Origin of the sequence: Sneathiella sp. (assembly GCF_002694385.1) — a bacterium.
Taxonomy (GTDB): Bacteria; Pseudomonadota; Alphaproteobacteria; order Sneathiellales; family Sneathiellaceae; genus Sneathiella.
In genome coordinates this window covers 66,251-89,030 of the sequence record NZ_NZMB01000019.1, presented here as the reverse complement: position 1 = coordinate 89,030, position 22,780 = coordinate 66,251, and the positions used below count along the sequence as shown (strand labels likewise).

Annotated in this window: 25 protein-coding genes; 18 read left to right on the top strand and 7 right to left on the bottom strand. The window is 58.9% G+C overall.

The annotated features are described in order from the left end of the window. Positions 1-11: 11 nt before the first annotated feature. Positions 12-437 carry a hypothetical protein gene (locus CMN55_RS13520; protein WP_293950342.1) on the top strand — a complete coding sequence of 142 codons (426 nt, stop codon included), beginning with the start codon at positions 12-14 and terminating at the stop codon, positions 435-437. 42 nt (positions 438-479) lie between these two features. Here the strand turns inward: CMN55_RS13520 and CMN55_RS13515 are convergent, their stop codons facing one another. After that, positions 480-893, bottom strand: coding sequence for a PaaI family thioesterase (locus tag CMN55_RS13515; protein ID WP_293950341.1), 414 nt, complete (start codon positions 891-893; stop codon positions 480-482). 111 nt (positions 894-1,004) lie between these two features. Then, the gene (locus CMN55_RS13510; protein WP_293950340.1) at positions 1,005-2,717 is read right to left on the bottom strand and encodes an OmpA family protein; all 1,713 of its coding nucleotides are present in this window, start codon (positions 2,715-2,717) and stop codon (positions 1,005-1,007) included. A 187-nt stretch (positions 2,718-2,904) separates the two neighbouring features. Between CMN55_RS13510 and ilvD the strand changes: the two genes are divergently transcribed. After that, positions 2,905-4,758: a dihydroxy-acid dehydratase gene (gene ilvD / locus CMN55_RS13505; RefSeq protein ID WP_293950339.1), complete on the top strand. Its 1,854-nt coding sequence runs from the start codon at positions 2,905-2,907 to the stop codon at positions 4,756-4,758. An 84-nt stretch (positions 4,759-4,842) separates the two neighbouring features. On the opposite strand, the gene xth is transcribed toward ilvD, so the two are convergent. Continuing rightward, positions 4,843-5,610, bottom strand: coding sequence for an exodeoxyribonuclease III (gene xth / locus CMN55_RS13500; RefSeq protein WP_293950338.1), 768 nt, complete (start codon positions 5,608-5,610; stop codon positions 4,843-4,845). A gap of 69 nt (positions 5,611-5,679) precedes the next feature. Further along, a complete protein-coding gene (gene erpA / locus CMN55_RS13495; protein WP_293950337.1) occupies positions 5,680-6,030 on the bottom strand; it encodes an iron-sulfur cluster insertion protein ErpA in 351 nt (116 codons plus the stop codon). 117 nt (positions 6,031-6,147) lie between these two features. On the opposite strand from erpA, the gene CMN55_RS13490 reads away from it, so the two are divergent. From CMN55_RS13490 to CMN55_RS13420, 15 genes are all read left to right on the top strand, one after another. After that, positions 6,148-7,182, top strand: coding sequence for a DALR anticodon-binding domain-containing protein (locus tag CMN55_RS13490; protein ID WP_293950336.1), 1,035 nt, complete (start codon positions 6,148-6,150; stop codon positions 7,180-7,182). Further along, the gene (locus CMN55_RS13485; RefSeq protein WP_293950335.1) at positions 7,182-8,057 is read left to right on the top strand and encodes an SPOR domain-containing protein; all 876 of its coding nucleotides are present in this window, start codon (positions 7,182-7,184) and stop codon (positions 8,055-8,057) included. Before CMN55_RS13490 ends, CMN55_RS13485 begins: the two co-directional genes overlap by 1 nt. After that, positions 8,044-9,087: a beta-N-acetylhexosaminidase gene (gene nagZ / locus CMN55_RS13480; protein ID WP_293950334.1), complete on the top strand. Its 1,044-nt coding sequence runs from the start codon at positions 8,044-8,046 to the stop codon at positions 9,085-9,087. The genes CMN55_RS13485 and nagZ overlap by 14 nt, the downstream gene beginning before the upstream one ends. Beyond that, complete coding sequence (locus tag CMN55_RS13475; RefSeq protein WP_293950383.1) at positions 9,087-9,773, top strand: site-2 protease family protein; 687 nt, start codon at positions 9,087-9,089, stop codon at positions 9,771-9,773. The genes nagZ and CMN55_RS13475 overlap by 1 nt, the downstream gene beginning before the upstream one ends. A 49-nt stretch (positions 9,774-9,822) precedes the next feature. Then, positions 9,823-10,620 (top strand): segregation and condensation protein A, encoded by a 798-nt coding sequence (locus CMN55_RS13470; RefSeq protein ID WP_293950333.1) that lies wholly within the window; start codon positions 9,823-9,825, stop codon positions 10,618-10,620. After that, complete coding sequence (scpB, locus tag CMN55_RS13465; RefSeq protein WP_293950332.1) at positions 10,617-11,216, top strand: SMC-Scp complex subunit ScpB; 600 nt, start codon at positions 10,617-10,619, stop codon at positions 11,214-11,216. Before CMN55_RS13470 ends, scpB begins: the two co-directional genes overlap by 4 nt. A gap of 221 nt (positions 11,217-11,437) precedes the next feature. Continuing rightward, complete coding sequence (locus CMN55_RS13460) at positions 11,438-13,081, top strand: ABC transporter permease (protein ID WP_459253670.1); 1,644 nt, start codon at positions 11,438-11,440, stop codon at positions 13,079-13,081. Further along, positions 13,081-14,166, top strand: coding sequence for an ABC transporter ATP-binding protein (locus CMN55_RS13455; protein ID WP_293950330.1), 1,086 nt, complete (start codon positions 13,081-13,083; stop codon positions 14,164-14,166). The genes CMN55_RS13460 and CMN55_RS13455 overlap by 1 nt, the downstream gene beginning before the upstream one ends. A 150-nt stretch (positions 14,167-14,316) precedes the next feature. After that, positions 14,317-14,544 carry a twin-arginine translocase TatA/TatE family subunit gene (gene tatA / locus CMN55_RS13450; RefSeq protein ID WP_293950329.1) on the top strand — a complete coding sequence of 76 codons (228 nt, stop codon included), beginning with the start codon at positions 14,317-14,319 and terminating at the stop codon, positions 14,542-14,544. A 52-nt stretch (positions 14,545-14,596) separates the two neighbouring features. Next, complete coding sequence (gene tatB / locus CMN55_RS13445) at positions 14,597-15,085, top strand: Sec-independent protein translocase protein TatB (RefSeq protein ID WP_293950328.1); 489 nt, start codon at positions 14,597-14,599, stop codon at positions 15,083-15,085. Then, positions 15,079-15,954 carry a twin-arginine translocase subunit TatC gene (tatC, locus tag CMN55_RS13440; protein ID WP_459253669.1) on the top strand — a complete coding sequence of 292 codons (876 nt, stop codon included), beginning with the start codon at positions 15,079-15,081 and terminating at the stop codon, positions 15,952-15,954. Before tatB ends, tatC begins: the two co-directional genes overlap by 7 nt. A 129-nt stretch (positions 15,955-16,083) precedes the next feature. Further along, positions 16,084-17,358, top strand: coding sequence for a serine--tRNA ligase (gene serS, locus CMN55_RS13435; RefSeq protein WP_293950326.1), 1,275 nt, complete (start codon positions 16,084-16,086; stop codon positions 17,356-17,358). Positions 17,359-17,380: 22 nt separating this feature from the next. After that, positions 17,381-18,136 (top strand): 5'/3'-nucleotidase SurE, encoded by a 756-nt coding sequence (surE, locus tag CMN55_RS13430; RefSeq protein WP_293950325.1) that lies wholly within the window; start codon positions 17,381-17,383, stop codon positions 18,134-18,136. Continuing rightward, positions 18,133-18,774 (top strand): protein-L-isoaspartate(D-aspartate) O-methyltransferase, encoded by a 642-nt coding sequence (locus tag CMN55_RS13425; RefSeq protein ID WP_293950324.1) that lies wholly within the window; start codon positions 18,133-18,135, stop codon positions 18,772-18,774. The genes surE and CMN55_RS13425 overlap by 4 nt, the downstream gene beginning before the upstream one ends. 78 nt (positions 18,775-18,852) lie before the next feature. Beyond that, on the top strand, positions 18,853-20,100 hold the full coding sequence (locus CMN55_RS13420; RefSeq protein ID WP_293950323.1) for a LysM peptidoglycan-binding domain-containing M23 family metallopeptidase: 1,248 nt from the start codon (positions 18,853-18,855) through the stop codon (positions 20,098-20,100). 23 nt (positions 20,101-20,123) lie between these two features. Here CMN55_RS13420 and CMN55_RS13415 read toward each other — a convergent pair whose 3' ends face one another. From CMN55_RS13415 to CMN55_RS13405, 3 genes are all read right to left on the bottom strand, one after another. Next, positions 20,124-20,537: a PaaI family thioesterase gene (locus tag CMN55_RS13415; protein WP_293950322.1), complete on the bottom strand. Its 414-nt coding sequence runs from the start codon at positions 20,535-20,537 to the stop codon at positions 20,124-20,126. A gap of 95 nt (positions 20,538-20,632) precedes the next feature. Next, positions 20,633-21,271 (bottom strand): thiopurine S-methyltransferase, encoded by a 639-nt coding sequence (gene tmpT / locus CMN55_RS13410; RefSeq protein WP_293950321.1) that lies wholly within the window; start codon positions 21,269-21,271, stop codon positions 20,633-20,635. Between the two features lie 29 nt (positions 21,272-21,300). After that, positions 21,301-22,158 (bottom strand): ATP-binding protein, encoded by an 858-nt coding sequence (locus CMN55_RS13405; protein ID WP_293950320.1) that lies wholly within the window; start codon positions 22,156-22,158, stop codon positions 21,301-21,303. Between the two features lie 242 nt (positions 22,159-22,400). Here CMN55_RS13405 and yajC point away from each other — a divergent pair, with 242 nt between their 5' ends. Then, entirely contained in the window at positions 22,401-22,757 is a 357-nt protein-coding gene (gene yajC / locus CMN55_RS13400; protein ID WP_293950319.1) for a preprotein translocase subunit YajC, read from the top strand. Positions 22,758-22,780: the final 23 nt, after the last annotated feature.

Below are 22,780 nucleotides of genomic sequence, written 5' to 3'. Positions count from 1 at the left end.
GGGAGGGAGTGATGGCCTATGCTATTCCGATGATCGAGCCGCAGACGCAGAAACGGGCGATTGCCTATTGCGGCATTTCCTGGACCTGCCTGCTTTTCGGACCATTTCCGGCGCTGTACCGGGGACATATCCTCGGGTTTGTCGGCATGACACTGATGAACATTGCGACGCTTGGCCTGTCGCTGCCGGTTTTCATTTTCGTCTATAACGCCTGGCATTACCATTCCCTGCTGGCGCAGGGGTTTCGCCCGGCCCGGCATCTTGGCGATACCGGACGGGAGACGAGCGCCGAAATGTCACTGCGCCCGGCCGCCGATCCTGATGCTTATTTCGAACCACCGGCCCGCCCGCCCGCTCAGAAAATCCGTCTCGCCATGCCGGAATTGTCCGAACGGCTGATTGATGATCACGGGACGGGCGTCGTTCTCCCGAAATAAAACTCGCGCAGGGCCACGGGGGCAGGTCCGGTCTGGCTGCCGTTAGAGCAACATGACGCTGGTTGTCGCATGGGCGGCGGTGACCTCCGGGTCGCCCATATGCAAGTTCATGTCGCCATAAACCAGTCGTTTGCCCCGCTTGACAATGCGCACGTCGCAGAACATTTCATCCCCCATCGCCGCGCGCAGGAAGCTGGTCTGCATATTCACCGTCGTCATCGGAACAAAACGCCCGACGGAGGCGGCGACGGCAAACACCATCGCCGTATCGCCAAGCGCCATGATTGCCTGGCCGCAGATCATGCCGCCGGTGCGGATGACCTTTTCGCTGACGGGCATGCGCATGCTGACGAAATCGGGGCGAATTTCCTCGATGGTGAGCCCCATCTCCCGGATCCAGCTATTGAAATTATTGTCGAAGTGGTTCTGTGCCTGTTCTTTTGTTATGCCTGACATTTGATCCTGCCATTGTTATTTATCGACCGGCAGCATGGCGCAAAGTTGCTGCGGTGACAACAGGATAACGTCTCTGCCTGTCCGGATCATGGGAGGCGGCGGCGGCGCGGCTCAATCCTCCCGGACAGGCGCGCTGCAATCGCGGATTTCAACACGCCGCTGCGGCAGGTCGGGGCTGTCATCCTCGCCCCGGCCGATCACGAACAATGCCTCCTTGGCCAGTCCGGCCTCCAGCATCAGATTGGTGACCTCATGGGCGCGCTGACGTGACAGGCGGTAATTCTCGAAGGTGGAGCCGCTCGGGTCCGAATGGCCGGAGATGACAATGAAATGTTTCTCGCGCTTTTTAAAATGCTCCGCCAGCCTGGCGATCAGCGCCTGCGTTTCAGCGCCGCTCACCCGTGTCGAGCCGACATTGAAGGTGACAATCAGATGCGGGTCAATCTCCCAGCAATCCTCCGGCACGCTGGCGCCGATGCGGGCGGTTGTCGTCTGCTCGATCTCGCCAAGCGCATGACCGATGCGGCCCATGCCTTCCTGCAAGCCGTCGATGGCGGCGGCGGTTTCGGCCGCATTCTGTTCCAGCCGGGCAAGCTTGTGGTTGACCGCGCCAAGATCCGGCGTGACCGGTTGTTTCGCGGCATCGGCGAGGCTTTTCAGAAGATTGCTGTTCTCCTGACCGAGGCGCAGGCTTTCCGAAAGGGTGCGGCCGTTTTCCTGCGCCAGCGCCTCGATCGCGCCCATCCGCGTTTCAATCCCGGCGATGCGGCTGTCATCACGCATCGGCGGCGAGCCATAGAGGGGGCCGAGATGCTGCACCGGCACGGCGAAGGGCAGGCGGGTTGCGCCGTTGAAGAACAGCTCAAAACGTGAGGTGGCACCAAGATAGAGAACCGGTTTCGCCGCCTGGCCCTGTTTCAGCATGACGACGGGAAAGTTAAAGAAATTGACCAACGTGCGGCGGAATTTGCTGCTGACGCTGATATCCTCCGCCGGGGTATCAAGATGGCTGCGGCAGAGGCTGGACATATTGAGGGCGGGATAGAGTGTGGCGGCATCTTTTTCGGCAGGAACTATCCGGCCATCGCTTGCCATAATGATACACTGGCGCATTTTGCGCGCTTCATAGCCCGCATAGAGGATCGAGGCGGTGGAGGCCAGTGTCAGCAGCAGGATCGTGACCGCAAAGCGATGATTGCGGAAGGTGGAAACAGCCAGAAAGCGGCGATAGAGTGTGCCGGCGATCTCTGCCGGATCGGGCCCGTCCTTGTCGGCAAGCGTCCTGCGGTGGCGGTTCAGGGAAAGGGCGAGATGCTCCCGCCCGATCATGATCTGCGCCGGATATTTGCGGTTGCGCTGCGGGATCATGAAAATAAACATATGCAGCACATTCAGAGTGAAAATTCCGAGGCTGAGCCCGATCATCTTGAGCCGCGTGGCGAGCTTGAGATGCTTGCCGGAGGTAACATGAATGAGCCGTGCCAGAAGCCATATCGTGAAGACCGCGGCGACAAGGAAGGTGTAAAAGGCCCACGCCTTCAGCACGACGGCTGTCAGCATCCCGCCATTGCGCAGCATGCCGATGAAGAAATCATCGAGCCCGGCGTATTTCAGATATTGCAAATCGAAAATGCCATAGTGCAGGGTGTCAAAATACAGACCGAAAAGGAAGAAATAGGCAAACAGCAAGGCCGTCGCAAAGGGGATCAGCAGGGCGAGATTGTAGGTGCGGTTGACCCGTAAGTGAATCTCGCAGAAAATTTCATCGTCCAGCGCTTTGTTGCGGCAACGCTTTCCGGCGCGCGTTATTCCTTCGCATTGCATTTTCCGGGCCTCTCGGTGTTATGCGGCATGAGCAAAGCCTTAAGTAGCTATTTCACTGGTAATAACAATTAAAGGTTGAATTTCGTGAAAAAATAACCGCAAAAGCCACGCTATGCCGGGCTTGCACTTGTCCTGACCTCCGGTTCGTATTAACTAGAATGTCAGTCAGTTCAGGAAAGAGATCAAAATGCCCCAATACCGATCCAAAACCAGTACACATGGACGCAATATGGCAGGCGCGCGCGCGCTGTGGCGTGCGACCGGCATGAAAGATGACGATTTCAGCAAGCCGATTATCGCCATTTCCAACAGCTTTACGCAGTTTGTGCCCGGCCATGTGCATCTGAAGGATCTTGGTCAGATGGTGGCGCGCGAGGTGGAGAAATGCGGCGGCGTCGCCAAGGAATTCAACACCATCGCCGTGGATGATGGCATTGCCATGGGGCATGACGGCATGCTGTATAGCCTGCCGTCGCGGGAGATTATTGCCGATGCCGTGGAATATATGGTCAATGCCCATTGCGCCGATGCGCTGGTCTGCATTTCCAACTGCGACAAGATCACGCCGGGCATGTTGATGGCGGCGATGCGGCTGAATATTCCGGTGGTGTTCGTCTCCGGCGGCCCGATGGAGGCCGGCAAGGGCATGGCGGACGGCAAGGTGGTTGGCCTTGATCTGATTGACGCGATGATCCAGGCGGGGGATCCCAATGTAACGGATGAGCAGGTCGCGGAAGTTGAACGTTCGGCCTGTCCGACCTGTGGTTCCTGCTCGGGCATGTTTACGGCCAATTCCATGAACTGTCTGACCGAGGCGCTGGGTCTCGCGCTGCCGGGCAACGGCAGTCTGCTCGCCACCCATGCGGACCGCAAGCAGCTCTTCCTCGATGCGGCGCGAACCATTGTCGATATCACCCGCCGTCACTACGAGATGGATGAACCGGGCCTGCTGCCACGCGAAATTGCCTCCTTCAAGGCGTTTGAAAACGCCATGTCGCTGGATATCGCGATGGGCGGCTCCACCAATACGGTGCTGCATCTGCTGGCGGCAGCCGAGGAGGGGGAGATTGGCTTCACCATGAAGGATATTGACCGGTTAAGCCGCAGGGTGCCGCATCTGTGCAAGGTGGCGCCCAGCATCCAGACCTATCATATGGAAGATGTGCATCGCGCCGGCGGCATCATGGCGCTGCTGGGCGAGCTTGGCCGGGCAAAGCTGCTGCATGAGGAGGTGCCGACGGTGCATTCTCCGACCCTGGGCGAAGCCATCCAGCTCTGGGATGTGACGCAGAGCCGCAGCAATACGGTGCAGGAATTCTATCGCGCGGGGCCCGGCGGCGTACGCACGACGGAGGCCTTCAGCCAGTCGAAGCGCTATCCCGACCTTGATCTTGATCGGGAGAAGGGGTGCATCCGCTCGCTGGAGAATGCCTATTCGAAAGATGGCGGCCTCGCGGTGCTCTATGGCAATATCGCGGAGGAAGGCTGCATCGTGAAGACGGCGGGCGTCGATGCCAGCATCCTGAAATTTTCCGGTCCGGCGCGTCTATTTGAAAGTCAGGATGCGGCGGTTGACGCCATCTTGGGCGATAAAATCAAGGAAGGGGACGTGGTTGTCATCGTTTTCGAAGGGCCGAAAGGAGGCCCCGGCATGCAGGAAATGCTGTATCCGACCAGCTATCTGAAATCGAAGGGCCTCGGCAAGGCCTGCGCACTGCTGACGGACGGGCGCTTTTCGGGCGGCACCTCTGGCCTCTCCATTGGCCATGTCTCGCCGGAGGCGGCGGAGGGCGGCGCCATTGGCCTTGTACAGGAAGGCGATATCATCGAAATTGATATCCCCAACCGGACCATCAATCTTAAAATTTCCGATGCTGACCTTGCGGATCGCCGCATCCGTATGGATGCCAAGGGGGCTGCGGGATGGCGGCCGACCAAGCCACGCTCCCGGAAAGTCTCCGCCGCGCTCAAGGCCTATGCAGCATTGACCACCAGCGCCGCCCGTGGCGCTGTCCGCGATGTGGATCAGCTAAAGCGCTGAACGCCCTAAGCTCGGTACTGAAATGTAAAAAGCCCGCCTTTCCCAGGCGGGCTTTTTCTTTACATTGATGATTTGGCGGTTTTCCTAACCCTCAATCTCCACCCAGATAGGGGTGTGGTCGGAGGGTTTGTCCTGTCCGCGCGGGCCCTTGTCTATCCCGACTTTGCCCATGCGGTCCGTCGCCTGCGGGGAGAGGAGGAGATGATCAATGCGGATGCCGTGATCCTTCTGCCAGGCGCCCCGTTGATAGTCCCAATAGGTGTAATTCACATCGGTGGTATAGGCGCGATAGGCATCCGTATAGCCCATATTGAGAAGCTGGCGGAAGCGGTTGCGGCTTTCCGGGCGGGTCAGGGCATCGCCTTCCCATGCCTTCGGATCATAGCAATCCTCATCCTGCGGGATAATGTTGTAATCGCCCGCAAGGACAACGGGCATTTCACTTTCCAGCAGCCCTTTGGCGTGGGTGATCAGCCGCTCCATCCAGCCGAGCTTATAGGGAAATTTGTCACTGTCCACGGGGTTGCCGTTCGGCAGGTAAATGGAGGCGATGCGTATGCCCTGCACGGTTGCCTCCATATAGCGGGCTTGCTCATCCGCGTCATCGCCCGGCAGACCGCGACGGATATCCTCAAGGGGGAATTTGGAAAGGAGGGCGACGCCGTTATAGGTTTTCTGGCCGTGTGTTTCCACATGATAGCCGAGTTCCTCCACCTCCAGACGGGGGAAATTCTCGTCGATGACCTTTAATTCCTGAAGGCAGAGCACGTCGGGGGCGTAGTCTTTCAGATAATCCATCAGCCGCGGCAGGCGGACTTTCACGGAATTGACATTCCAGCTCGCAATTTTCATCTCATCCCCCGAAAAACACAAAAGCCCGGCATGAACCGGGCCTTTTTTCTAGCATCTTTGACCGGCCGATCAAATCGCAAATGATGACCCGCAGGAGCAGGAGGCGGTCGCGTTGGGGTTCTTGATCTGGAATGACGCGCCGATCATATCCTCGACATAGTCAATTTCTGACCCGGCGAGATACATCAGGGATATCTGGTCCACTAGCAGCGTCGCGCCCTTGTTGGTGACGACGACATCATCGGGATTCTGCGTATCATCAAGATCGAAGCTGTATTGAAAGCCGGAACAGCCGCCGCCATTGACGGCAACGCGCAGCATCCTTTTGTCGGAATTCATTTCCTCGACAATGGTGTTTACGCGCGCCGCGGCCTGATCGGAAAGTTTGACCGGCGGCTCCATTTGATCCATGACAGACATTTCAACATCTACCCAAAAGACAGGGCCAATCCGCCCTGATTTATAGTGACTATACAATAGATGATGTATTAATCCTATTGCTGTTTGTCAATTGGCCGCTGTTAAGGAAAGCGCGGGATGTCCCGATCCTATCATATTATGGTCCGTGAGGCGCTGTTATCGGCGCTGGGAAGCGATGCCTTTGCGACCGAGATGGCGGCGGCGCGGTTTCTCGCCGATTTACGCCTCCGCCCGCCGCAGGGGCCACATGTCGCGGATCTGGCCACTAATGCGGCGATCCTGCTGACATCGGCGGGCCGGGAAGGGGCAGACGCCAGGATTGATGCGCTTCTCTCCCGTTTGAAGGCGCTGCCCGATCTCACAGAAGTGCGGTATGAAACAAATGGCTACATCAATCTGATATATAAGCCGGAATTCTGGCAGGCGCAGCTTCCTCTGCTGCTGCGGGAGGGGGCAGGATATGGCCTTGATGGGCTGGCGGCGGGTTTGGGGGCAGTAACAGTCCGCCGCCCGGCTTCGCTGCACGATCTTTGCGGCCTGCGGGAAGACGTGAATGGGCAAGTGCTGCGGCGGCTTGCGGAAAAGTCAGGGGCCGTGATAATCGAGGTGGCGGCGGAGAATACAGAGAGCGATAGCGGTTATCCGGCCGGAGCGGCGATTGCCAGATGCGGGGAGGCACGCACGAAATTTGCCCTGATCGCCAATCCGCCCGCCTTTATGAGGGCGTTCAGCCCTATTTTGGCCACAGAGCGCAGCTATAATAACCCTGTTTTCGCCATTCCCTATGCGCGGATGATGCTGGCGCGGCTAAACGCGACGTGGGCGGCGGGAGAGAGGGCCATTCTGGAGGGGGCGGATCTTTCCTTTCTGAACGGAGGGGAGGAAAGGGCGCTCATGAGGCGGCTGGCGGATTGGCCGCTGGCGGTGGAAGAGACGCTGCGCAAGCAGGACGGATTTTATCTCGCCTCTTTCCTCCAGGACCTTTCCTTGCTATTTTTCCGCCTGTTCGAGACGGAGCGCCCGATTTCCTCTGACTATCTTGGGGGAGGGGCGGAGACGCCCGCAAGAAGAGTGCTGCTCGGGGCGCTGGATGCAATTCTGGATGGCGGGATGACATCTCTCGGCGTCGATATGGTAAAGGAGTATGGCTAGTGAACCGCGAAGATGAATATCCGGATGATGATTTTTATGAGGGCGAGGATGAACCGCGTTTCAGCCGCCGGAGATGGATTGGCGCAACGCTGGCCCTGCTCATCGTGTTCGGTTTCGGCATCGGTATCTGGTACGCCTATGATCAGGGCGTGAAGAAGGGCGTGCAACTCGCCCCGCCGATCATCAGCGCCGACAAGGCGCCGGTGAAGGTGGCGCCGGAGGATCCCGGCGGCATGGAAGTGCCCAATCAGGACAAGCAGGTCTTCAACGTCCTCAACTCCGGTGAGGGAGAGGAAAAGGTAGAAAAGCTGATGGCCCCGCCGGAAGCGGCGATCCGCGAGGAAAAGCCGGAGCTGAGCGAGGCTGAAAAGGCGGCGGATGAAAACAAGCTGGATCAGCTTGTGGAAAAGGCGACGGAAGACGGTGAGGCGGCCGCCGACAAGGTGACTGAGACAGCGGAAAAGGCTGCCGATGCGGTGAGTGACACCACTGAAAAAGCCGTTGAGGCCGCAAAAGAAACTGCCGCCGCTGCAGAAGAAAAAGTCGCCGAGACTTCGGAGACGGTGAAAGAAAGCGCGAAAGAAACGGTGACGGCGGCTCTGCCCCCTGCCAAGGAAACGGCGACGCCCGGCGGCAATAGCTGGGTGCAGGTCGGCTCCTTCGGATCCGTCGATGCAGCGGAGAAGCAATGGTCCAACCTGACGGGCAAGCATGGCTCCCTGCTCTCCGGCGTCGGGTATCGGGTGCAGGATGTGCAGGTCAACGGCAAAACCTATTATCGTTTGCAGCTTGGTTCCTTTGGTCGCGATGCCGCCTCGAAGCTGTGTAATGATCTGAAGGCCGCGAAGCAGGATTGTCTCGTTGTCAGCGGATGATCCGGCGTCTTTTCGCGCTGTTATCTTCGGCTTTGAAGGGCTTCATCTGACGACGGCGGAGAGAGACTTCTTCGCCGCTGAAAAGCCCTTCGGCTTCATCCTTTTTGCCCGCAATGTGCAAAGCCCGGCGCAACTCGCCGCGCTGACGGCGGAGCTGCGGGAGGTGGCGGATCGGCCCAATGTCCCCATTCTCATTGATCAGGAAGGCGGGAGGGTGCAGCGCCTGCGCGCGCCCGACTGGTTCGAGGCGCGGCCCTTCGGCTTTTTTGGTGATCTGCATGGCCGCGATCCGGCCCTCGCCATCGAGGCGTTGCGCCTGACCACCCGTCTGATTGCCGCGGATCTGCAGGCGGCGGGCATCACGGTGGATTGCACGCCGTGTCTTGATCTCCGGCTTGAGGAAACGGTTGCGGCCATCGGCGATCGCGCCTTTGCCGATGATCCGATGGTCATCGCCCGTCTGGGCGCCGTGGTGGCGGAGGAAATGCTGAAAGCCGGAATTCTTCCCGTGATCAAGCATATGCCGGGGCATGGCCGGGCGACGGTGGACAGCCATCTGGAATTGCCCCATGTGGGCGCGGCGCGTGATAGACTCACGGCGACGGATTTCAGGCCCTTTCAGCAGCTTTCCCTGCTGCCCTGGGGCATGACCAGCCATATCGTTTTTGACGAGATTGATCCGCATCATCCGGCGACACAGTCGGCGATCGTGATTGACGAAGTGATCCGTGGCGAGATTGGCTTCGACGGTCTGCTGTTGAGCGATGATATCAATATGCAGGCGCTTTCCGGCGCGCTGGGGGAGCGGGCGGAGAAGGCGCTGGCCGCCGGGGTGGATATCGTGTTGCATTGCTCCGGCAAGCTCGATGAGATGCGGGAGGTGGCCGGGAAATGCCCGCCGCCCCATGAGAAGACACTGGCACGCATCGCCCATGGGGAAAAATTGCAGCAGGCGGCGGGCGACACCGCGCTGCGGCCGGAGGAGGACAGCATTCGCCTCGCGGAAATTCTGGCGCGGGAGACGGTGTGATGGATATAACGGGCATTCTCTATCAGATTTCCATCTGGATTATCCCGGCGCTGACCGCCATCACGCTGCATGAGGCGGCGCATGGCTTCGTTGCCTGGAAGCTTGGCGATGACACGGCGAAGCGGCAGGGGCGGGTGACCTTCAACCCCTTCCGCCATATTGACCCGGTCGGCACAATCCTCATACCGGGCTTTCTGCTGCTGGTGAAGGCGCCGTTTCTGTTCGGTTATGCGAAGCCGGTGCCGGTCAATGTGGCGCGCCTCAACAATCCGCGGCGCGACATGATCTGGGTCGCGCTGGCCGGGCCGGGAATGAATTTCCTGCTCGCCTTTCTCTTCGCCCTCGGGGTGCACTCATTGCAATATATGTCCGGTGATATGGCCTTCTGGTTCGCCGATAACTTCAGAAATGGCATTATCCTCAATGTGATACTGGGGGTTTTTAATCTTCTGCCGCTGCCGCCGCTGGATGGCGGGCGGGTCGCGGTTGGCCTCTTGCCGGATCGTCTCGCGCTTCCGCTTGCCCGGCTGGAACGCTATGGCTTCGTGATCCTGCTCGCCGTGATCTTTCTGGTGCCGATGATCTCCCGCCAGCTCGGAAGTGAAATCAATCCTTTGAGCTGGCTGCTCGGCGCGCCCATTAACTATGTGGTCAATCTGATTGCCAAGCTGGCCGGTCTCGGCTAGATTTTTGCCATGGTCAAAGGCGTCAATTCACGGGCAGGAAAGGGGTCAAATGGATAAGGGCTCCTTCGATGAGGCCGGGCAGAGAAATCCGGAGGTGATTGCGCATCCCGTGCAGGCGTTGCTGGTCGACCTCGATGGCTATGAAGGGCCGCTGGATGTGCTGCTGCTGCTTGCCCGCGATCAGAAGGTCGATCTGCTCAAAATTTCCATTTTGCAGTTGGCGGAGCAATATCTCACTTTTATCGAGCAGGCCCGCAGCCTGCGTCTTGAGGTGGCCGCCGACTATCTGGTGATGGCGGCATGGCTGGCCTATCTCAAATCCCGGCTGCTGTTGCCGCCGGAAAAGGATGACGAGGGGCCGAGCGGGGAGGAACTTGCCGAACGGCTCGCGTTCATGCTGCGCAAGCTGGAGGCCATGCGCGGCGCGGCGGACAAGCTGATGGACGGGCGCATTACCGGGCGCGACCGGATGGCGCGCGGCCGGCCCGAGGCGATCCGTATCCTGCGTCATTCCCGGTATCACTGTACGCTGCGCGAATTGCTGCACGCCTATGCCGCGCAGAAGGAGCGCAAGGGCATCACCAATCCCCTCCGCCTGATGCGGGAGGCGGTCTTCTCCGTAGAGCAGGCGCTAGCCCGGCTCGAACGGATGCTGGGATCCTTGCCCGAATGGACCGATCTGATGTCCTATCTGCCCGATAATCTGGCGACCCCTTTCAGCCGTCGTTCGGCGCAGGCGTCCACATTGCTCGCCAGCCTGCAAATGGCGAAGGAGGGGCGACTTGAACTGCGACAGGGGCAGACATTTGGCCCCATTCAGGTGAAAATGAGGAAAGACACGGAATGAGCGTCGATCCCGGACATGTCCGAATGGCGGAGGCGTTGCTGTTCGCCTCCCGCGAGCCGCTGGATGAAGCCACACTGGCCGAACGCCTGCCCGAGGATGCCGACATTGCCGCCATCCTCGCCAGTATTGAGGAGACCTATAAGGGACGCGGCGTGAATCTTGTCCGGCTTGCCGGGAAATGGGGTTTCCTGACGGCGCCCGATCTTGCCTGGCTGCTGGAGATGGAACGGGAGACGACCCGTAAACTCAGCCGTGCCGCCCTTGAAACCCTCGCCATTATCGCCTATCACCAGCCCGTCACCCGCGCGGAGATCGAGGAAATCCGCGGTGTCGGTCTCAGCCGGGGCACCATGGATGTGCTGTTCGATGCGGGCTGGATCCGGCCACGCGGACGGCGGCGGACGCCCGGCCGTCCTGTCACCTATGGGGTGACGGAAGACTTTCTCATCCACTTCGGGCTGGATGATATCAAGGATCTGCCGGGCTTTGATGAAATGAAGGCGGCGGGCCTGCTCAATCTGGAGCCGGGCAGTATTTTCAGCGATCTTGCCACGACTGAAGAAGACCCCATTGATCCGGAAGAAGAGGAAATCTGAACCTTTCCTGACCCGGTTTCCGCTGTAATCCAGTCCGGCGGAAGGCGCCCGCAAACAGGCTTTTGTTTGACAATGCCAGTGATTATTATTTACGGATGGGATGAGCCGTGCCAAGAAGGCGGGAATAATCATTCGGACAGGCGATATCCGTGAGCGTTGTACAGATTGAAAATCGGCAAGACCTGCGGCGGCGGGACGGTCCGCGTGGCCGTTTCCCGGCAATGATGCTGGGGCTGTTCATCCTGACGCTGATCCTCGCCCTGCCGGTGCTGGTGGTGTTTGGTTATGTTTTTGTCCCTGCGGGCGATATCTGGGCCCATCTGGCCAGCACGGTCCTGCCGGTTTATCTGACCAATACCGTCTTTCTTGCGCTTGGGGTGACGGTGCTTGTCCTGCTGATCGGGGTGGGGACGGCGTGGCTGGTCACCATGTGCGATTTTCCGGGTCGGCGCATTTTCAGTTGGGCCCTGTTTCTGCCGCTTGCCATGCCGGCCTATATCATCGCCTATACCTATACGGGGATGTTCGATTTTGCCGGACCTGTGCAGACTGCCCTTCGGGATGCCTTTGGCTGGACACGGGCGGATTACTGGTTTCCGCCGATACGCAGCCTTGGCGGTGCCATCCTGATGTTCGGTCTGGTACTGTATCCATATGTCTATCTTGTGAGCCGCGCCGCCTTTGTCGATCAGTCCATTGCCGCGCTGGAAGTTGGCCGCACCCTTGGGCGCGGGCCGTGGCGCAGTTTCCTCACTATTGCCCTGCCGCTCGCGCGGCCTGCCATTGTTACTGGCGTTGCCCTTGCCCTGATGGAAACGCTGAGTGACTTCGGCGCGGTCCAGTATTTTGCCATTGATACCTTCACGACCGGCATCTACCGCACCTGGCTTGGCCTTGGGGAGCCTGCGGCTGCCGCGCAGCTCGCCGCGATCCTGATGGTTTTCGTGTTTGCGCTGATCCTGCTGGAACGTCTTAATCGCGGTCGGCGGAAGTTTCATCATACAGGGCGGTATCAGCCGATCAGCCGCTATCAGATGCGGGCAGGACGGCAGTTTCTGGCCTTTGTTGCTTGTCTGCTGCCCATCTTTCTCGGCTTTCTTCTGCCGACGGGATGGCTGCTGAAAGACAGTATCCTGCATTCCAGCAGTGCCTTTAATGCGGGGTTTTCGCGCCTGGTGATCAGCAGCGTCACCGTTTCGCTGGTTGCGGCGGGCTTGTCCCTGCTGGTCGCGCTGGTGCTGATTTACGGCACACGACGGGAGAGCCGGGCCCCCGGGCGTATGGAACAGATATCGCTGCGCATTGCGGCCATGGGCTACGCGGTGCCGGGGCCGGTACTGGCTGTCGGGATCATGCTGCCCTTCGGTTTTATCGACAACAGCATTGATCACTGGATGCGCAGCGCTTTCGGCATTTCCACCGGGCTGCTGCTGAGCGGGACGATGACGGCGCTGTTCTTTGCCTATATCGTCCGTTTTCTCGCCATTTCCCTGAACACGGTGGAAGCGGGGGCCGATCGGGTCACTCCCAATATGGACCGTGCCGCGCGGACGCTCGGCGTGACGGGTCTGGCCAAGATGTTGCGGGTGCATATCCCGCTTGTCTCCGGCAGTCTGATGACGGCGGTGCTGCTGGTTTTCGTCGATGTCATGAAGGAGTTGCCCGCAACGCTGGTCATGCGGCCTTTCGGCTTCGAAACCCTGGCCATCCGCGCCTATGAACTGGCCATTGACGAGCGGCTTTCCGATGCCGCCGCACCGTCACTTGCCATTGTTGTCGTCGGCATTCTGCCGGTGATCATTCTGAGCCGGGCGATTGCCCGTTCCCGACCCGGCCGGAATAAATCCGCAAACAGCAGGTTGTGATGAGTAGTCTGATCTTTGAAAATGTCTGTCACCGGTATGACGGGATCAACTCCGTCGATATCGACCGTCTGGAGGTGGGCACGGGGCGGCTTGTATGCCTGTTGGGTCCGTCCGGCTGTGGTAAATCGACGACATTACGCCTTGCCGCCGGGCTGGAGAGGCCCTATGCGGGCCGCATCCATATCGCCGGAGAGGTGATGGCCGATGAGCGGGTTTTCATTGGGCCGGAAAATCGCCGCGTCGGGCTGGTGTTTCAGGATTACGCCCTGTTTCCGCATCTGACGGTGCTGGACAATGTCGCCTTTGGCCTGTCCGATCTGGCCGCAGGAGAGCGGCGCGCGCGTGCCCTGCAGATGCTGGAAACGGTGCGCCTTGTCGATGCGGCGAAGAAATATCCGCATATGCTGTCCGGCGGGGAGCAGCAGCGGGTTGCGCTGGCCCGGGCGCTGGCCCCGAACCCGCGCCTGATCCTGATGGATGAGCCTTTCTCCGGCCTGGATGTGGTGCTGCGCAACCGGGTGCGAGATGAGACGCTGGCGCTGCTGAAGGACATGGGCACCACCGTGCTGATGGTCACCCACGATCCGGAGGAGGCGATGCGCATGGCCGATGAGATTGTTCTGATGCAGAAGGGGCGGATTGTCCAGCAGGGCAGTGCAGGCGCCCTCTATAACTATCCGGCCAATGCCTTTGTGGCGTCATTTCTGGGCGATGTGAACCGGGTACCGGCGCGGCGGATGGACAATGCTTTTCAAACGGACCTTGGCAGCATCCCGGTATCGGTGGCAACGAAGGATATTATGACCGATGAGCTGTTGATCCGGCCGGAGGCGATTCGCCTGCTGCCCGTGGTGGATCCCAGCCAGCCGACGGCAGAGGTGATTTTATCCCGTAATCTGGGCGCCTATGCCCTTGTCGATCTTAAATTCCCGAGCGGAGTGTGCGTGACCGCGCGCATGGCGTCCTTCAGCCGCCCAGAAGCGGGGGATCGGTGCTCCTTGTCGCTCAATCCCGAAGGGGTGTTTATTTTCCCGGGGCGGGAAAATGACGAAATCGGCGATAAAGCCGTGTCCAATGAAAATTAAATGTCGTATAAACGGGACGCGGCCTTTATATAGTATGAGTTGAGGGATATTCAGAGGTTTGTATTAGAAGGTCCTGATACGGAAACTGTTTTGTATTTGTGGACGATACATGAATTGACAAATTCCCGCGACGGGAACAGGAGCTGAGAAATGAGTATTGGTCCGTGGCAAATAATTCTGATCCTTGTCATCGTGCTGATCATTTTCGGCGCGGGCAAGCTGCCCCGCGTTGCCGGAGATCTTGCTAAAGGCATCAAGAATTTCAAAAAGGGCATGAATGAGGAGGATGAGCCGAAAGCGGCGGAATCCAAACCGGAAGCCCTTGAATCTGCCAAAAGCGAGCAGACGGAAAACAAGGACAAGGCGGCTCAGGGCTAAGTGCACTGCCGCCTTTTTCATGTGACATTCAATTTGGATAATGTGAATAGCCATGTTTGATATTGGCTGGACGGAAATGGTCGTTGTGCTGGTGATCGCGGTGCTGGTCGTCGGCCCGAAAGACCTGCCGCGCGCCATTGCCACCATTGGCAAATATATCCGCAAGGCGCGGGCAATGGCGCGGGAGTTCCAATCCGGCATCAACGATCTCGCCCGTGAGGCGGAACTGGATGATATCAAAAAAGATATCAGCAGCACCGACTTCAATATCAAGAAGCAGGTGGAGGATGCGGTTGACCCGACCGGTTCCATGCAGGGCATGTTCAACGATATCAAACCGGAGATAAAAGACACGCCGTCGGGGAACGGCAAAGCCGCCGTCACGGCAAGCGCGACAGCAACGGCAACGGCGACGACCCCCTCCGGAGACAATGCGGAAAAGGGCGCCGCCGCTTCGGCGGACGCATCTCCTGCGTCCAAGGCTTCTTCCAGCACCTCTGACACCTCCCTCAAGTCCAGTTCGGAAACAAAAGCATCGTGAACGAAAGCGAGATCGACGAACACAAGGCGCCGCTGATGGAGCATCTGATCGAGTTCCGCAACCGGCTCGTCTATTCGGTTGTGGCGCTTCTGGTCGCCTTTATCCTCTGCTATCTGGTGTCGGAGGAGTTGTTCGCATTCCTCGTGCGGCCGTTGGTGGCGGCGCTTGGCGATGATCTGGAAGGGCGGCGGATGATCTTCACCGGCCTGCATGAAGCCTTTTTCACCTATATCAAGATCGCCTTTTTCGCGGGCATGTTCATTTCCTTTCCGATAATTGCGTCGCAAATCTGGATTTTCGTTGCCCCCGGCCTGTATAAGAATGAAAAGCGCGCCTTTCTGCCCTTTCTGATTGTAACGCCGGTCCTGTTTTTTCTGGGCGGGGCACTGGCCTATGAAATCGTCATGCCGCTGGCCTGGAAGTTCCTGCTCAGCTTTGAAAGTAATGGGGGGCTGAGCCTTTATGCGCGCGCCGTTGCGGCCATCGTTTCGGAATATCCGGCCATGGCAAGCTATCTGCCGACACCGGCGGAACAGGCAACCCTGCCGATCCAGTCGGAAACACGGGTCAGTGAATATCTCAGCCTGTCCATGCAGCTTATTTTTGCCTTCGGGCTGTGTTTCCAGCTTCCTGTCCTGCTGACCCTGCTGGGCCGGGTCGGGATTGTTTCCTCCGCCGGGCTGAAGTCGAAATTCAAATATGCGGTTGTGTTCGCCTTTATTGTGGCGGCCATTTTGACGCCGCCGGATCCGCTCAGCCAGATCACCCTCGCCATACCGATTATCGTGCTTTATGGTATTTCCATCATCAGCGTCCGTATGATCGAGAAACGGCGCGAGGCGGCGGAAATGGAAGACGACGCCGACTGAGAGCGGCGGCCCTGTGGGATCGTCACAACAAATTTGCGATAAAAACCCGGTGCGGCAGAAAGCCCTCTGGACGTCGGGCGGCTGCGCCCTTATACACAGGACATCCACCCGGAAACGAAATGGCGTAACATGCTTGACTTGAAATGGATCAGGGAAAATCCGCAAGACTTCGATGCGGCAATGAAACGGCGCGGCCTGCCGCCGCAGTCCGATGATTTACTCGGGACTGATAGGAACTGGCGGGACACTCAAACGCATCTGCAGGATATGCAGGCGCGGCGCAATGCGGCGGCGAAAGAGATCGGCAAGGCCAAGGCGTCCGGCGGTGATGCCGAGGTGCTGATCCGCGAGGTGGCGGAGCTTAAGGACGAGACGCAAAGATTCATAAAAGTAGAGCGGGATTTGCAGGAGATACTTGACACGAAGCTCAGCGGGCTGCCGAATATTCTGGACGCCGATGTGCCGGACGGGGCCGATGAGACGGAGAATGTCGAGCTCCGCCGGGTTGGCGACGCCCCTTCCTTCAATTTCGAACCGAAGGAGCATTATGAGCTGGGCGAGGCCCTCGGCCTGATGGATTTCGCGACGGCGGCGAAGCTGTCGGGGTCGCGCTTTGTCGTGACCAGCGGCCAGATCGCCCGGCTGGAGCGGGCGCTGGGCGCTTTCATGCTGGATGTCCATACGCTGGAGAAAGGGTATCTCGAAGTCTCTCCGCCCGTCATGGTGCGCGGCAGCGCCCTTTATGGCACCGGCCAGCTTCCCAAATTCGAGGAGGATCTTTACAAGATCTCCGACGATCAATATATGATCCCGACGGCGGAGGTGCCGCTCACCAATATCGTGAGTGAGAGTATCCTTGTCGAGAGCGACTTGCCGAAGCGCTTTACCGCCCATACGCTCTGCTTCCGCTCCGAAGCGGGCTCGGCGGGCAAGGATACGGCCGGTATGCTGCGCCAGCATCAGTTCACCAAGGTCGAGATGGTTTCCATCACCACGCCCGATCAGTCGCAAGCCGAGCATGAACGCATGACGGCCTGTGCGGAGGATATCCTGAAACGCCTCGGCCTGCCGTACCGCGTTGTCGTGCTGTGCAGCGGCGATACCGGTTTCGGTGCGCGCAAGACCTATGATATCGAAGTCTGGTTGCCGGGACAGAACAGCTATCGCGAGATTTCAAGCTGTTCCAACTGCGGCGATTTCCAGGCCCGCCGTATGAAGGCCCGCTATCGCCCGGAAGGGGAGAAGGGAACGGCCTTTGTTCATACGCTGAACGGCTCAGGCCTGGCGGTCGGGCGGACGCTGATCGCGGTCATGGAAAATTATCAGCAGGCGGACGGTTCCATCCGGATCCCCGAGGTGCTGGTTCCCTATATGGGCGGGGTCACGGAAATCTGCGCCGCTTGAAAATAAGAAAAGGAATGGCAAGTTGCGAATTTTACTGAGTAACGATGACGGCTTCAACGCGCCGGGAATGCAGACGCTCCGGCGTATCGCCGCAGAGCTTTCTGATGATGTCTATATTGTCGCCCCCGAGAAAGAGCAGAGCGGCGCCTCGCGTTCGCTGACGCTGCATGATCCGCTGCGTGTCCATCGATATGATGAACATGAATATTCGGTGGAGGGAACGCCAACCGATTGCGTGATGATGGCGATGAACTATCTGTTCAAGGATGAAAGGCCGGACCTGATCCTGTCGGGCGTTAACCGGGGCGGCAACCTGGGCGAAGATGTGCTCTATTCGGGGACCGTCGCGGCGGCGAGCGAAGGAACCCTGCTTGGTATCCGCTCTATCGCCCTCAGCCAGTGCCTGCTGGACACCGATACCTTTTACTGGGAAACGGCGGAATCACTGGCCCCCGACATTATTCGCCGGTTGCTGAAATTCGAATGGGCGCCGGATGTCCTGATCAATATCAACTTCCCGCCTGTGCCGCCCGGTGAGGTTGTGGGGGTCGATATCACGCATCAGGGAAAGCGCGATCTGTCCAACCTGTCCATTGACGCGCGGGTCGATGCGCGCGGCCGGGATTATTTCTGGCTCGGATATCGCCCCTCGCTCGGCACACCACAGAAAGGGTCAGACCTGTGGGCCGTTGCCAATGGCAGCGTCTCGGTGACGCCGTTGTCGCTGAACCTGACGGATATCCCGCTCGCCCAGAAAATGCAAAAGGCCTTCTCGTGAACGACAATCCGGCCCAGAAAATCCGTCTGATCATGGAGCTGCGCCGGCAGGGGATCAGTAACACCGATGTACTGTCGGCGGTCGAGCGGGTGCCGCGGGATGTGTTCGTGCCGCCGACCTTTCGCGACCGCGCCTATGAGAATATTGCGCTGCCCATTGCCAGCGGCCAGACCATCAGCCAGCCCTATATCGTCGCCTATATGACGCAGCTCCTCAATCTCGACAAGCGGCGCAAGGTGCTGGAGATCGGTACCGGATCGGGCTATCAGACGGCAATCCTGGCGCGGCTCAGCCGCCGGGTCTATTCGATTGAGCGTTATCGCAATCTGCTGGAGACGGCAGAGAAAGCCTTCGAGGAACTGAAGATCACCAATATCACGGCGCGGGTCGGCGATGGCTATAAAGGCTGGCCGGAGCAGGCGCCGTTTGACCGCATTCTGGTTACCGCCGCGGCTGAGGAAGTGCCCCAGGCGCTGATAGATCAGCTTGCCCCCGACGGCATTATGGTGCTGCCGGTGGGGCGGGATTCCACCAGCCAGCATATCCTGCGGATCACACGCGATGAGGCGGGCAATCTCTCAGAGGAGGTTCTGTTGCCTGTCAGATTCGTGCCGATGGTTCAAGGGGTTGCTGAATAATCTTAAGGCGATACTACATCTTGTATGTGGTTAATTTTGTTGTGACTTTCCGTCATTTATGCTTAATATAAGCGCATTATGGCGAGGTATGTATCTTTTTTCAGTCGCGTTGCCTGCGTAAGCCTTCTGCTCCCCCTGCTGGCGGGATGTCTTTATGACGTCTACCTGCCGCAGAACCGGAGTGCCAAGGCCATCCGCACGCCAAGTCCTGCGCCAACCCCTTCGCGGGTTGTGGTGGCGGACAACTTCGCCCCGAATTATCAGGGTCTTTCCTATCATTTTGTGACCGTCCAGCGCGGCGACAGCCTGTCGCAGATTGCGGACCGCAGTAGCGTCCCGGCGGCGTCTGTCATTGCGCTGAACGGCTTGCAATCCCCTTATGTCATCCATCCCGGCCAGCAGCTCAAGGTGCCGACGGTGCAGCGTCATGATGTGCGCCCCGGCGAGACACTCTATGCCATTTCCCGGGTTTATGATCAGACGGTGCAGGAAGTCGCCCATTTCAATGGGCTGAGTGCGCCCTATACACTGACACCGGGGATGGAGATCCGCGTCCCCCTCCGGACACAATCGGAGGTGATGGTCGCTTCCAACGATATGAGCGCCTGGCCCGCGCCCGCGCCTACCGTTCCCGGCCAGACGAATGCGCCGCTCAAGACCGTGATCATCAATTCCGAGCCCACAAAGGTGGCGCTGCCGTCATCGGAGACACGCCCGTCGGTTATCCGCAGTGCGCCGCTCTCTTCGGGGCCGTTGAGTGCGCCATTGTCAGCGCCGGAACTGACACCTGCGGCGGACAATCCGGCATCCGCGCCAGCGCCTGTCGCGGCGCCCGCATCGCCGCCCGCGTCGGCCCCCGTAAAGACAGAGCCAGCCTATCAGATGGCGAAGCTGGATTTGCCGCCGGTGCCGACCCGCAAATATACCGCAAAGGCCCCGCCCGCCCGCAGCGGCAAGGCCTTTGCCTGGCCCGTGAAGGGGCAGGTAATTTCCGGCTTTGGCAAGAAGGATACCGGCTTTCATAATGATGGCGTTAATATCGCCGTGAAGGAGGGAACGCCCATCCGCGCGGCGGAAAACGGCGTTGTCTCCTATGTTGGAAATGAAATGCGCTCCTTTGGTAATCTGCTGCTGATTTCCCATGCGGATGGTTATGTCACCGCCTATGGCCATACCAGCCGGATTGCGGTGACCAAAGGCGATGCGGTCAAAAAGGGCGATGTCATCGCCTATGCCGGATCATCAGGCAGCGTGACGCAGAGCCAGCTTCACTTTGAAATCCGTAAATCCGGGCGGGCCGTTGATCCCGTCGCCATGCTGGACTGATTTCCCGCAAATTATGCGATCAGTCAGGTCCGGGGCCGCAGCACCGTCTGCGTCTGCGTGACCTTCGCGATCAGCTTCCCTGCGTCATTGCGGAGTTCCGTCTCGATGACGATGGTGGAACCGCCGACATGCAGGGGTTTTGCCCGTGCGCTCACTGTGCCTTCCCGCACGGCGCCGAGGAAGTTGGTCTTGGATTCAATGGTGGAAGTGCCGCTTGCCCCCTCCGGCAGATTGGCAAAGGCAGCGGCCCCGCCCGCCGCATCGGCCAGCGCCATAACCGTGCCGCCATGGATCATGCCACCGCTGGTGCAGAGGCCGGGCGCCCAATCAAGGGTGAAGACCACTTCATCGGCGGCCAGCTTTATGGCGCGCATCCCGAGAGTGGCGCACAGCGGCATGCGCTCGTGAATAAAGGCGGTGAGATCTTTATCTGTCATGGGTCCGTCTCCTTGTCGGTTTGGCGGTCAGCATGACAGCGATCAGTAACGGCGGCAATTACCTTTAAGGTAAAGCGCGTGTTTCCGTCCCGGGCTCAGCGGGGTTGCAGATGCCAGGCCGCCTGATGCACCCTGATATCCTTTTTGAGCGATCCGCTGGCATCCGCCTTCTCCAACAGGTCAATCTGGAAGGCGGCGGAATAAAGACGGCGGACTTCCGCTTCGTCAATGGCGAAGGGTGGGCCCTTCATTTCCGCCTGATCATAGTCCAGCGTGATCAGAAGTTGCGGCGCGGCTTGTGTGATTTCCGGCAGATGGCGGGCATATTTCTCCCGCATTTCCGTTGGCAGAGCGACAAGGGCGGCCCGGTCATAGACCGCGTCGACAGTGCCCAGAAGCTTTGCGTCGAGATCAAATATATCGCCAACGAAAATGTCGATACCGGGGGCGCTATACTGTATCAGGGGGCCGACCGCCGAGACATGGGGTGTCAACTTGAGGCCTTCAAAAAGCTGCCGGATGGCACTTTCATTCAGTTCGGCCCCGGCGACGGTATAGCCTTTTGACAGCAGCCAGCCGATATCCAGCGTCTTGCCGCAGAGTGGCAGGAACACCCGTGCGCCCGGCGTGAGGTCAAGCCGATCGAAATGGCGGGGGAACAGATCATTCGGCTTGTTCTGATGAAAGCCGATTTCGTTCTTTTCCCATTTGCTGTGCCAGAAATCCGCGTCCATGCTGCGTCCTTCCTTTTAAGTCAGGTAAGTCAGGTGATTTTTGTTCCGGTCCGTCCCGCGAGATCCTGGATATACTGCCAGGCAACCCGCCCTGAGCGTGAGCCGCGGGTCCGCGTCCATTCAATGGCCTCGGCGGTGAAGGCCTCCTCGCTGATCGGGATATCGTAATGTTTGATATATCGGCGAATCATTTCCAGATACTCATCCTGCGAGCAGCTATGAAAACCAAGCCACAGGCCGAACCGGTCGGAGAGGGAGACTTTCTCTTCCACCGCTTCGGAGGGGATGATGGCGGTGGAACGCTCATTCTCGATCATGTCGCGGCGCATCATATGGCGGCGGTTGGAAGTGGCATAGAATAATACGTTCGCGGGCCGCCCTTCCAACCCGCCATCCAGCACCGTTTTCAGCGATTTATAGGTGGAATCGTCGCTGTCAAAGGACAGATCGTCACAGAAAATGACGCAGCGCCGGTCGGTTTCCTGAAGCTGCTGCATCAACAGGGGGAGGGAGGGGATATCCTCGCGATGGATTTCAATCAGGACGAGGCGGCTGCCGGTCGTCTGGTTGACCTCGGCGTGGGAGGCCTTGACCAGCGAACTTTTGCCCATACCGCGCGCGCCCCAGAGCAGCGCATTGTTTGCGGGCAGGCCTTTGGCGAAGCGCAGCGTATTCTCATATAGAATATCACGCACCCGGTCGATGCCGTGCAGGATGGACATGTCCACATGATTGACCTTTGGCACCAGGCGCAGGCGGTTCGTTTCCGCCTCCCATATAAAAGCGTCGCCTTTTTCAAGATCAACCGGGGGCGGGCTGGACGGGGCGAGACGTTCCAGACTGTCGGCAATGCGCGTGAGCTGCGCGAGTAACTGATCGTTTGTCATTTTCACCAATTGAAATCACAGGGGCCACACCCCAACTTACGGGACAGGCACATAAATGCCACCATACGGCAGAATGTTCAAGCGCTCCGGTCAGCGCAGGGAAGGGGACGCTTCACAAATGTCTCATATTCCTGATTGCAGCTTGCATTGAGGGGCAAGAACAAGATAAAAGTCGTTCAGTCATTAACAGGGCGGAGACAGGACCGCCCATTGTCAGATATCGCACCAAAGGACCGATAACAATGGACCAAGGACTCGCCCAACTTCTGCCGCTGGTACTGATCGGCGTCGTATTCTATTTTCTTCTCATCCGGCCCCAGCAGAAGCGGGCAAAGGCGCATCGCGAAATGATCGGTGCGGTTCGCCGAGGCGACAGCGTGGTCACTGCCGGGGGCATTATGGGCAAGGTGACAAAGGTGCGGGATGATAACGTGGTCCAGATTGAGATTGCACCCGAAGTCCGCATCGATGTGGTGAAATCGACGCTTGCCGATGTCAAGAGCAAGACCGAGCCGGTCGCAGCCGGAGCGGATGAGAACAAGACGGAGGGCGACAAGCCCGAAGGTGAGAACCCGGTCAAAAAACTTTTCAAAAAGTAACTGACGGCCTGATCCATGAACCG